At 63.9% G+C, this 11216-nt stretch carries 8 protein-coding genes; all 8 read left to right on the top strand.

Annotated features, from left to right (window positions below; all coding sequences use genetic code 11):
- On the top strand, nucleotides 1-3191 hold a 3191-nt coding region (locus tag GXY33_08500; GenBank protein ID NLX05169.1), incomplete at its 5' end, for a hypothetical protein.
- Nucleotides 3192-3427: 236 nt separating this feature from the next.
- Entirely contained in the window at nucleotides 3428-4414 is a 987-nt protein-coding gene (locus GXY33_08495) for a hypothetical protein (GenBank protein NLX05168.1), read from the top strand.
- Nucleotides 4415-4505: 91 nt separating this feature from the next.
- Nucleotides 4506-5897 (top strand): prepilin peptidase, encoded by a 1392-nt coding sequence (locus GXY33_08490; GenBank protein NLX05167.1) that lies wholly within the window; start codon nucleotides 4506-4508, stop codon nucleotides 5895-5897.
- Between the two features lie 72 nt (nucleotides 5898-5969).
- On the top strand, nucleotides 5970-6611 hold the full coding sequence (locus GXY33_08485; protein ID NLX05166.1) for an OmpA family protein: 642 nt from the start codon (nucleotides 5970-5972) through the stop codon (nucleotides 6609-6611).
- Between the two features lie 42 nt (nucleotides 6612-6653).
- Entirely contained in the window at nucleotides 6654-7265 is a 612-nt protein-coding gene (locus GXY33_08480) for a hypothetical protein (protein ID NLX05165.1), read from the top strand.
- A 17-nt stretch (nucleotides 7266-7282) separates the two neighbouring features.
- A complete protein-coding gene (gene hisA, locus GXY33_08475; protein ID NLX05164.1) occupies nucleotides 7283-8005 on the top strand; it encodes a 1-(5-phosphoribosyl)-5-[(5-phosphoribosylamino)methylideneamino]imidazole-4-carboxamide isomerase in 723 nt (240 codons plus the stop codon).
- Between the two features lie 2 nt (nucleotides 8006-8007).
- A complete protein-coding gene (locus GXY33_08470) occupies nucleotides 8008-9066 on the top strand; it encodes a DUF89 family protein (GenBank protein ID NLX05163.1) in 1059 nt (352 codons plus the stop codon).
- A 173-nt stretch (nucleotides 9067-9239) separates the two neighbouring features.
- Nucleotides 9240-10643, top strand: coding sequence for a hypothetical protein (locus tag GXY33_08465; GenBank protein NLX05162.1), 1404 nt, complete (start codon nucleotides 9240-9242; stop codon nucleotides 10641-10643).
- The last annotated feature ends 573 nt before the right edge of the window (nucleotides 10644-11216 follow it).

Below are 11216 nucleotides of genomic sequence, written 5' to 3'. Positions count from 1 at the left end.
TGCTGCGCTTCGGCGCGGTGCACTACCTGGCGGAGGTGTGGCTCAACGGCGCGGTTGTCGGCGGACACGAAGGGGGCGAGTCGCCGTTCGCTCTGGATGTGACCGACGCGGTGCGGACCGGCGAGGAGAACCTTCTGGCGGTTCGCGTGGTGAACCTGTCGCGAACCGTGGAAATCGACGGCATGCGGCAGGTTGAGACGCCCAGCGGTTTCGGCCGGCTCCACGGCGGGATCATCCATCCGGTCGAGTTGCTTGAGGTTCCTGTCGTTCGTATTGACGACGTGCATGTTCAGCCGCGGCCCGCGACGGGCGAGATTGACGTCACGATCCGCGTGGTAAACGACGCCGGGACCGCCTTCCGCGGTCGACTCACCGGGTGTGCCGGTCCGGCGAAGACCGGCGAGATTGCGGTGTTTGCGGAGACTGAGGCTGAGTTCCCGACCGGCGAGTCCACCCATCGGTTCACGCTGACCATCGAACAGCATCGATTGTGGAGCCTGGACGATCCCTATCTTTATCGAGTGATCGTGGACCTCGAAGCGTGCCGTGGCGATGGCGTCGGCATTCGGCATCAGAAGTCGGTTCGATGCGGCTTTCGGGACTTCCGGGTCATCAACGGGTATTTCCATCTGAACGGCAAACGCGTTTTCCTGCGGTCGATGCACACGGGGGCGTTGTTTCCAGCCGGCGGCTGTTCGCCGGTGTCGGCTCCGACTCCGGGCATGCCGAGACGTGACCTGATTCTGGCCAAGGCCTGCGGGTTCAACATGGTCCGTTTTCTGGCCGGCGCGGCGTTGCCGGAGCAACTGGACTGCTGCGACGAGATCGGCTTGATGATCTACGAAGAGTCGATGGCCAGTTGGGGCTTGGAGGATTCACCGCAGATGGCGGAGCGCTACGACCGTTCGTTGTGCGAGATGATCGTGCGCGACCGCAACCACCCCTGCATCACGATCTGGGGATTGCTCAACGAGACGCCCGACGGCCCGGTGTTCCGCCACGCCGTCGAGAGCCTCAAGCTCGTGCGGTCGCTCGACGATTCGCGGCTGGTCATTCTCGGCAGCGGGCGATGGGATGGCCAACTTGACATCGGTTCACTCAGCAATCCGCAGAGCCGCGAATGGGAATGCCAGTGGGGCGCCGAAGGGCCCGGCGCCACGGCGTCGGCAGCGGCTTGGGACATGAACCACGGCGGGTACTTCCACGGCGTCGGCGACGCCCACGTCTATCCCGCCGCGCCGCATCCGCCGTTCACTCTGGAATTCCTGCGCACTCTCGGCCGCGACACCAAGCCCGTCTTTCTCTCGGAATACGGCATCGGCAGCGACTCCAACGTCTTTCGTGAACTCCGGCATTACGAGCAGGCCGGCATGCGTTCCGATCTGGTTTGGGCTGTGACCTACCGCGGCATCGCTGAGCGATTTACCGCGAACTGGAAGCGTTTCGGCATGGACGGCGTGTACGCCTTTCCTGAAGACATGCTCCGCGAAAGCCAGCGTCTTCACTGCCGCCAGCGGCTGCTGGGGTTCGACCTGATCCGCTCGAACCCCAAAATCTGCGGGTTCAATCTGACGGGCATGCTCGACCATCCCAGCGGCGGCGAAGGCGTCTGGACTTTCTGGCGCGAATTGAAGCCGGGCATCGCCGACGCCCTTTCCGACGGCTGGGCCGCCTTGCGGTGGTGCCTCTTTGTCGATCCCCTGCACGGCTATTCCGGCCGGAAGGTCAAGCTGGAGGCGGTTCTCGCCAACGAAGACGTGCTTGCGCCGGGCGACTATCCGGTCACGTTGCGAGTCCACGGGCCCGCCGGCGTCGCCTGGGAGAAGAAGACCACCGTGCGAATTCCCCAAGCCGGCCCGGACGGCGATACGCCGCTGGCCGTTCCCGTGCTCTGCCAGCGCGTCAAGCTTTCCGGCCCGGCGGGCCGTTACACTTTCGCTGCGAATCTGGAATGCGGCGGAGCGCCTTTCGGCGGCCGGCTTGAGTTCCGTCTTTCCGATCCCGCCGGTCTGCCCGCCGTCAAATCCGCGGTCCGAGTCTGGGGGGTTGACCAGAGCGTCCATGACTGGCTCGCCTCGCGCGGCGTTCGATGCAGACCGTTCGACAAGTCAGCCTCAAAGAATCGCGAGGTTATCGTCGTTGGCAAGAACAGTGACGTGCAGGGCGATGCCGCCGGTTGGCGGAACCTCGTCGCGCAAATCGCCCGCGGAAGCTGGGCGATCTTCCTCTCTCCGCTGGTCTTCCGGCAGAAACTCGGCGGAGCCAAGATCGGCGAACTCCATCGCATCGGCCGGTTTCTCACGTCGATTCGCGACTTTGAAGTCCCCAACGTCCCGAAACGGGAGTGGGAGGTCTTTTCCAAGGAGTTCTACCACAACGTTCACTACCTGATGTCCGGCCTGCCCAGCGGCGAGTACGTCGTCGAACTGGGCATGTGCGAAGGCCACCTTCCCCAGCCCGATACCCGCGTCTTTGACGTCCGGATCAACGGCCGTATCGTCCTGCGGGATTTCGATCTCGTCAAAGCGGCCGGCGGTTTTCAGCGGGCGGCGATACGGGAGTTCAAGGTTCGTCCAAGCAGAGGAAAGATCGAGATCGATTTTTTGCCCAAGGTCGGTATGCCGTCGATCAGCCGGCTGCGGATCTTCGATCCGAAAGGATCGCTCATTGCCGAGGACACGGCTCTTTCGGAAACCAAGAGCACCCTCACATGGCTGCCTTTGGCCAACAAGGGCCGGTACTACGAATTCGCCGACTGGCTCTACCACAAGGAGTGCGTCGCGAAGCGCCATCCCGTCTTCGACGGCCTCCAAGCCCCCGGAATCATGGACTGGGACTACTACGGTCCGGTCATCTCGCGCGGCCTGTTCGAAGGTCAGGACGAACCCGAGGAGGTCATTGCCGCCGCGTTCGCCGTCGGACACATCTGCCCGGGCGGATACGCATCGGGTATGATGATTTCGCAGCATGCCTTCGGCGTCGGTCGTTTTATCCTGAATACGTTCAACATCCTTGAGAATCTCAGCGTGCATCCCGCCGCCGATCGGCTGTTGCTGAACATGATCAACCATGCGGCGACCTTCGCCAAGGGGCTCGCCGCCCGGCTGCCGAAGGATTTTGAAGCCACGCTGAAGCGGATCGGCTACCTGGAGACGTCGACAGGAGTCGCCTTGGCGACACGACAAACGTGAACTATCGATTATTAGTAATAATGGCGATAGAATCCTCATCGTCGCGCCACAGACGCGCAGAATCTGCAGCCACACTCCAGACGCCGTAACTCGTTCACTGGCAAGAAATTCCGTGACATCAGAGGCTTGACAGGGGGGGCGGCTGGCCCTATTCTAGTAGGCGGATGGGTTATCGGGCCTTATCGGGACGGGATTTTCCGGTCGCTGCCTGCGGCGAACGTGGCAGGAGAACGAACATGGCTGACTTTCAACCGCGAATGGTGGGGTATCGGGCGCTGGCCGGTGTGGCTCTGGCGGTGTCGGTTGTCGCGGTCATGGTCTTTGTTTTCGTCGGCGCGGGCGGGGTCAATCTGATCTGGTGGGGCGTGGTGCTCGGGGTGTTGGGCGTGGCCCTGGGGTTGTACGGCCTGATGGGCCTGCTGATCGCCCTGGAGGACAACACGCACCGCAGCGTCGAGGTGATGAACCGGGTCTCGCGACATCTGGACGACATGGCGGACGAACTGGAGAAGATCCGCGACAACATCCTGCTGTCCGATGCGGCCAAGTCGATCGCGTTCCGCGACAACGACCGCGACGCGCTGTTCCAGGCGATCGAGGAGGAGATGAACCAGGGCGACTGGGAAGGGGCGCTGTCGCTGGCCGACCAGATGTCCGAGCGTTTCGGCTACCACGAGCAGGCTGAGCAGCTTCGCCAGCGGGTCCGCGACTCGCGGGAACGCGAGCGGCAGCAGAGTCTCTCGGTGGCCGTTGCGCGGATCAATGACCTGTTCGTGGCCCATGACTGGGACGCGGCCTCGCGCGAGATCGACGCCCTGGTCGCCCGGTATCCCGACGAGGTCGAGGTCAGCTCGCTGCCCGAGCGGCTCGAGCGGGCCCGCAACGAGCACAAGAAGTGGCTGCTCCAGCAGTGCGACGAAGCGGTGCAGCGGAGCGAGGTGGACCGGGCCATCGAGATTCTCAAGGAACTGGACAAGTACCTCACGCCCAACGAGGTGGCGGCGCTGGAGGAATCGGCCCGCGGCGTGTTCCGCGACAAGCTGCACAACCTTGGCACGCAGTTCAGCATGCTGGTGACCGAGAAGCTCTGGGACCAGGCGTTGGAGGTGGCCCGCGAGATCATCAAGGAATTTCCCAACTCGCGGATGGCCCAGGAAATACGCGATCGCATGGACGCCTTGCAGGCGAAGGCGGCGGCGCGGCGCGAAGGGGCGGCTGAGTGAGTCTGGACGCGGCGGGCGGTTGGTGCTTCACGTCTTTGGCGACGGCACTTGGCAGAAGGAGACGCCGGTTCGGCGGATGTAACCGTTGATGATGCCCGAGATGGTCTTGATCGCATTTGTGGCCGTGCTGGGGGCCTGCGTCGGCAGCTTCCTGAACGTGGTGATTTACCGTCTGCCGCGGGACGAGTCGCTGGTCCATCCCGGTTCGCACTGCCCTTCGTGCAGCCGTCCGATCGCGTGGTTCGACAACATCCCGATCCTCAGTTGGCTGCTGCTGGCCGGCCGGTGCCGCCGCTGCAAACAGCCGATCAGCATTCGCTATGCGCTGGTCGAGACGGCGACCGCCATGCTGTTCGTGGCGATCTACGATGCGTTCGGCAAGTCCGGCATGCACATGGGTCTGACCGATCCGGTGATTGACTTTCCGATCCTGGTCGCCCACCTGTTTTTGCTGGGCGGTTTGGTGGTGATCTCGGTGCTCGACATTCAGTATTACCTGATCGACCTTCGGATCGTCTACGTGATGGTGGCGGCCTCGCTGATCGGATGGGCAATCGGGTGGCGCAGCGAGCAGGCGTACCTGTGGCCGGCGCCCGGCCTCTACGCGCTGTGCGGTTCGCTCGGCGCGGTGGCTGGAGAGTTCCTGCGGCGGCTGGTGCTGTCGCGCCGCACGGGTGCTGCGCCCGAGGAAGGGGATGAGCAGATCGTCCGCGAGCCGCAGTTCGGCGAGGAGCCGCGAGGCGATCAGGCCCCGCCGCCGATGCCCGCGTGGCAGACCATGCTGTTGGTGCTCTACGTGCTGCTGGGACTGGCCCTGATCGTCTGGTGCATGGTCGGTTCGCCGGCCCGCGACGACTACACGCTTCGAGCCTGGTCGTGTCTGGGCTGGATCTTCTTCGCCATCATCATCGGCTGCATTCCTCAGCGGACCTCGGACGTCGAGATCGTCGAGGCGATCGAAAACGAAAAACCGGAAGCCCGCCGGCAGGCCGTCCGCGAACTGGCCGACCTGATGCCGGCCACGCTCGGATTGGTCCTGATGCTCGTCTTGCCCGCCCTCTGGCCCGGCATGGCCGCGGCGATGGATAGCCTGCTGCACGCAACCGTCGCCGGCCGTCAGCCGGTGATGGGCCTGACCGCTGCGCTGCACGGGGTGGTGGTGGCGGCGTTTTTCGGCTGGGCCGTCCGCATCTTCTTCACGCTCGTTTTCGGCAAGGAGGCGATGGGCGTCGGCGACATCTACATCCTGGCCGCCGTCGCCGCCGGGGCCGGCTCGACGGTGGCGATCGTCGGTTTCTTCGCCGGGTCGGTCATTGGCGTTTTCGGCGTGGCGTTGTTACTATTGTGGAAAACGTCTCGGGCCCTGAGTTACGGACCGTGGATTGCCATCGGGGCCTTGTTTTGCCTGTTGTTCTATGATAGGTTCGTCAACTACTTGAGCACGTCGGTCGCCGGTCTGGCGTCTCTGGTGCAGGGCGGTTAGCGGAGAGTCGATCAAGTCGTATTCGGTCAACGGTCGTTGAGTCCATATGGTCAGATGTTTGGAGGAGTAGTCGTGAACGCAAGACCTTCTGTCCTGGCGATGCTTCTTGCCCTCGTGGCCCTGGTCGGCGGATGCTGCCAGAAGGAAAAGGCGCAAATCGAGCAGTTGATGGGCGAAAATGAGGCCCTCGCCGATCAGCTCCGGGCGTGCAACGAGAATCTCGACGCCAAGGAGGCGGACCTGGCCCAGGCCCGCGACGCCCTGGCCTCCGCCCGCAACCAGAGCAATCAGCTTCAGGCGGCATTGGACAAGGCCCGCAGCCAGCCGCCGCTTCCGGCTGGGTGGGAAGAGCGGGGCGGGGTCACCATGACCTCGTTGTCGACGCAGGTGCTCTTCGATTCGGGCAAGGCCAAGCTCAAGGGCGGCGCTACGGGACGGTTGGACAAGGTGATCTCCGAGATCCGTCGCAGCTTCCCGGGCCGTGACGTCTACATCATCGGCTGTACCGACTCCGATCCGATTCGCAAGAGCGGTTGGAAGGACAACCTGGACCTCTCGCTGGCCCGGTCGGCTGAAGTCACCCGCTACATGACCAGGCACGGCCTGAGCGCCAAGCAGGTGGTCACCGGCGGCGTGGGCGAGCATCGCCCGACCGGCAAGGGCAAGTCCGCCGACCGTCGCGTCGAGTTCTGGATCCTCAGGACGCCGCGGTAGTCCTGAGCCTCTGACCGTCCTGACGCCGATACGGGTGGCCTCATGATCGCCATCGTTGACTGCGGAACGCCGGACGTTTCATCGCTGCTGGAAGCCTTCGATGCCGTCGGGGCTTCGGCCAGGGTGGTCTGCGCCCCGGTCGAGGTGGAGCGGGCGGCCAGGCTGGTCCTGCCCGACGCTGGGAGCTTCGCCCGCGCAGCCGAGGCGATCCGACGAAACGGACTGATCGGGACGATCCTCGACTTTGCCTCGGGCAACCGGCCGCTGCTGGGAATCGGCACCGGTTTGGAGCTGCTCTTCGACGTGATCTACGCCGACGGCGAGCATACAGGTCTGGGCCTGCTGCGAGGCAAGGTCGCTCCGCTGGCCGCCGGATCGAGTCTGCCGTCGGCCGTTCCGGACGAGGGCTTGCTGCCGGTCCGCTGGGATCGTCCGATCCCGATTTTGAGCGGTCTGGATCAGGGCACCAGGTTCCACTTCCGCCAACGCCGCCAGTGCGTCCCGCTGGACGACCGGGTGGCGGTAGCCCACGGCGACGGCGGCGGACGTTTCGCGGCGGTGGTGGCCCGCGAGGCGGTCTTCGGCGTGCAGTTTGAGCCGCACCGCTCCGGTCCGGCCGGACGCCGCGTGCTGGCCAACTTCGCCGCATTCTGAGAGAAGGGATCGAACGGATGGACATACTGCCTTCCATTGACATCCGCGACGGCAAGGTCGTTCGCCTCATTCAGGGCGACTACGACCAGCAGATCGACTACGATCGCAGCCCGGTCGACGTGGCTTCGCAGTTCGCCCAGGCCGGCGCCGCCTGGCTGCACATGGTCGATCTGGACGGAGCCAAGACCGGACAGGTCTACAACACCGCCGTCATCCGCGACGTGCTCAATTCGACCGACTTGAAGGTCGAAGTCGGCGGCGGCGTCCGCAACCAGCGGACCATTCAGCGGCTTCTCGACGCCGGGGCCGACCGCGTGATCATCGGCACGCGCAGCCTTGAGGACTGGGAGTGGTTCACCGAGATCGTCCACGACCCCGACTTCCGCGAGAAGATCGTGTTGGGCATGGACGCCCGCGACGGGCTGCTCGCCGCCCACGGCTGGACCAAACAGACCAAACTCGCCGCCGTCGATCTTGCCCGCAAGGTCAGCAAGTGGCCGCTGGCCGCCATCGTCTATACCGACATCGCCAAGGACGGCATGCTCGCCGGCCCCAACTTCGAGCAGGTCGAACTGGTCGCCAAGTCCACCGACGTGCCAGTGATCGCCTCGGGCGGCGTGACCAGCCTCGAGGATGTCGAGCGGCTCAAGGATCTGCCGGTGGCCGGCGCCATCATCGGCCGGGCGTTCTATGAGGGCAAGATCGACCTGGCCGAAGCGGTTCGACGGGCTCTAGAATAGCCGTGGCCGTCTTCCCTCTGATCCGAGAGCCCGACCGCTACAAGCCCGGCCCGATCGATCTGGAGGCGGACGCCGAAGCCCGCGCCCACTGGCTCGAGCACTTCCGCGACCACCTCGATACGCTCATGCCGCTGTTGTACCAGCAGGCCGCCACGCCCGATCAGCGCGAGCGCGCCGATCGCTTTGCCCGCGAGTATTGCGACGGCGTCGACCGCCTGGCCGCCCATCCCGAGGATTTCGCCGGCCGCTGCAACATCGTCTTCGACTACCTCCGCGACGGCCTGCTCCGCGAGCACGGCTTCCCCGATCCGTACAAGGCGATCAAGGACGCTGAGAACAACCGCGCCGTCGCCCTCTACCCAGCCCTTGTTGGCGAACTCGCCGGACACGCCGACCTGCGCGAACTGATCGAGGTGCTCGTCCGCAACGTCTTTGCCGGAAACATTTTCGACATGGGGTCGCTGGCCTTCGTCGCAGCCTACCAGAGCAGCGGCCAGGACTTCTTCGCGACCCGCCGCAACCTCCGCCGGCGCCCATGGCTGATCGATCACCTTGACCGGCTCACCGACTTTCTGATCGACGGCCGATTCTCTGATGTCATGATGTTCGTCGACAACGCCGGCGCCGACGTGGTTCTCGGGGCCGTGCCGTTCGCCAAGCACCTGGCCCGCTGCGCCGAGCGCGTGACCCTCGTCGCCAACAGCCTGGCCACCCTCAACGACATCACGATCGACGAACTCAACATCGTCCTTAACCGCCTCCGCGCCGTGGACGACGAACTCGACGCCATGCTCTGGGCCGGGCGCCTGACCACCCTGGCCTCCGGTACCGGCGAGCCGCTGCTGGACCTGACCACCGTCTCCGAGCAATGCGCCGACCGGGCCCGCGCCTGCGACTTTCTGATCCTTGAAGGCATGGGCCGATCCGTCGAATCCAACCGCGAGGTCGAATTCCTCTGTCCCACCCTCAAAATCGCCCTCCTGAAGTCCGAATTTATCGCCCGCCGCCTGGGCGGCCAGATCTACGACCCCGTCTGCAGATTCGAGCTTCCCTCCGCCTGAAATCTGCATCGCCCGTCTTTCCCGCCCGATTTGACTTTGCCGGTCGTCGTATCTTATCTTCCCTATAGACGAGGCCCGATCGACGAGGCACGCATTCCTCTGACAACAACGGGGGCAACCCGGCCGAATGGGTCTTAAATGGCTGCGGGTGCGGCACTTAGGGAGGGGATCGTATGTCCGGATACGGATTGGATAGCAGTTTCTACAGCGTGCTGAACGCCATGAACCGCACGACCATGGCCCAGCAGCAGTCGATGCTCCGCCTGACCACCGGGTACCGCATCAATAAGGCCTCGGACGATCCGTCGGGCCTGATCGCCGTCAGCCAGCTCGCCTCGGAACTGACCGCCATCCAAGCTGCTTCCGATAACGCGACGCGGGCCAACGCCATGATGAACGTCGCCGACGGCGCCCTCTCCGAGGTCCAGGACATGGTCTCGGAAATCCACAGCCTGAGCCTGGAAATCGCCAACGACACCGGCATGAGCGAGGATGAGAAGCAGGCCAACCAACTCGCCATCGACATGGCCGTCGCCTCCATCAACCGCGTCCTGGGAACCACCACCTTCAACGGCAAGAACATCTTCAGCGGCGTCCACGAGATCAACACCAGTGGAGTCGACAGCTCCAAGATCACCGATGTGGATATCACCGGCCGGCCCACCGCGGTCACCAACACGACCTTGAACGTTGAAGTTGAACAGGCCGCCGAGAAGGCACAAATGACCTATTCCGCCGCCACCGTCACCAACGCGGTCGAAATCGAGGTCACCGGCAATCTCGGCTCGGTCAGCCTCAGCTTCGCCAGCGGCGCCACCATCGACTCGATCGCCTCATCGATCAACGCCAATACCGCCGGCACCGGAGTCGCCGCCGTCGCCAGCAACAACGTCCTCTACCTTCAAAGCCAGTACACCGGCGAAGACGAGTTCGTCTCCGTCGACGTGGTCTCCGGAAGCTTCGGCCTGACCGGCGGCGTCACCAGCGACACCGGCGAGGACGCCGAAGTCACCATCAACGGCCAGAACACCGGCGTCAACGGTTTGAACGTCACCTTCAACGTCAACGGGATCTCCGGCACGCTGACCCTCGACGAGGATTTCGCCTCGGCTGCGGGAGGGTCTGAGGAATTCACCATCGGGTCCGGCGGGGCCACGTTCGCCATCAGCCCATCCGCCTCCAGCACCTTCACCATCGGCATCAGCGGCATGTCCGCCGGCACGCTGGGCAATGGCACGCTGGGGTACCTCTCGCAGATCACCTCCGGGGGCCTCCGCAACGCCCTGGACAACCCAGCCGAGGCCGCGCGAATCGCGGAGGCCGCCACCCTCCAGGTCGCACGGGCTCGGGCCAATGTCGGCTCGTTCCAGACCTACACCGTCGGCAGCATGCAGAACATGCTCTCAGACGCCGAGGAGGCCGTGTCTTCGGCCATCTCGTCGATCCGCGATACCGATTATGCCTACGAGACCGCGATGCTCACCCGGCAGAACATCCTCATGCAGGCGCAGGTCTCAGCCCTTTCGCTGATCGGCCAGCAAAATAGTTCCGTGGTTAATCTGCTGTCGGGATTTTAGGGGGATATAATAGATTAGGAAAACAACGCTGAACTTACCAACTTGAACATTTGCACGGTAACGTGCGTATAATTGAGCAGATGTTGGCGGCCTATGGCCGTCACGATCCCCCCGGGCGGGTTCTTGGGTTGCCTCCCCCAAGGCCCGCCCGCCCCACCTTTTACAGCAATCAGTCTCCTGCCTCTCCCCATTCGTCGATTGGTTCTTTTCTGCCAGGGGTTGGACTATGGCTAATGAGTCGGTCGTCCATCTGCCGCGGCTGTCCCGCTCCGATGGACGCCTCGTCGGGCCTTGATGCGGATCATGGATGATCTGTCGGCTTAGGGTATAATGAATTGACGGCACACACGTGGAGTGGGCCCGACAGTTCCAGAATGCCACAGTGGGAGGAGATTAGTGGTTGGCAAAGCAATGAGGGGTGGTGTGTTGGCGGTTCGCGGTCTGCCCATTCTAGGACTGGCTTTGCTTGTCGCGGGATGCGCTTCGCAACAACCGTCCGTCGACGTCCAAGCCGACCCCGGTCAGAACCTGGCCATTGGCCGGGTGGTCAAGGTCTATCGGGGCGATCTGTTT

It is taken from the genome of Phycisphaerae bacterium, assembly GCA_012729815.1.
Lineage (GTDB): Bacteria > Planctomycetota > Phycisphaerae > JAAYCJ01 > JAAYCJ01 > JAAYCJ01.
The sequence above is the reverse complement of the archived record's forward strand: the minus strand, read 5'-3'. Positions and strand labels throughout refer to the sequence as shown.

What these genes read in the sequence shown, in the direction of transcription:
- hisA (NLX05164.1), top strand. Translation starts at nt 7,283, where the DNA reads ATGGACATACTGCCTTCCATTGACATCCGCGACGGCAAGGTCGTTCGC.
- GXY33_08495 (NLX05168.1), top strand. Translation starts at nt 3,428, where the DNA reads ATGGCTGACTTTCAACCGCGAATGGTGGGGTATCGGGCGCTGGCCGGT.
- GXY33_08490 (NLX05167.1), top strand. Translation starts at nt 4,506, where the DNA reads ATGCCCGAGATGGTCTTGATCGCATTTGTGGCCGTGCTGGGGGCCTGC.
- GXY33_08465 (NLX05162.1), top strand. Translation starts at nt 9,240, where the DNA reads ATGTCCGGATACGGATTGGATAGCAGTTTCTACAGCGTGCTGAACGCC.
- GXY33_08480 (NLX05165.1), top strand. Translation starts at nt 6,654, where the DNA reads ATGATCGCCATCGTTGACTGCGGAACGCCGGACGTTTCATCGCTGCTG.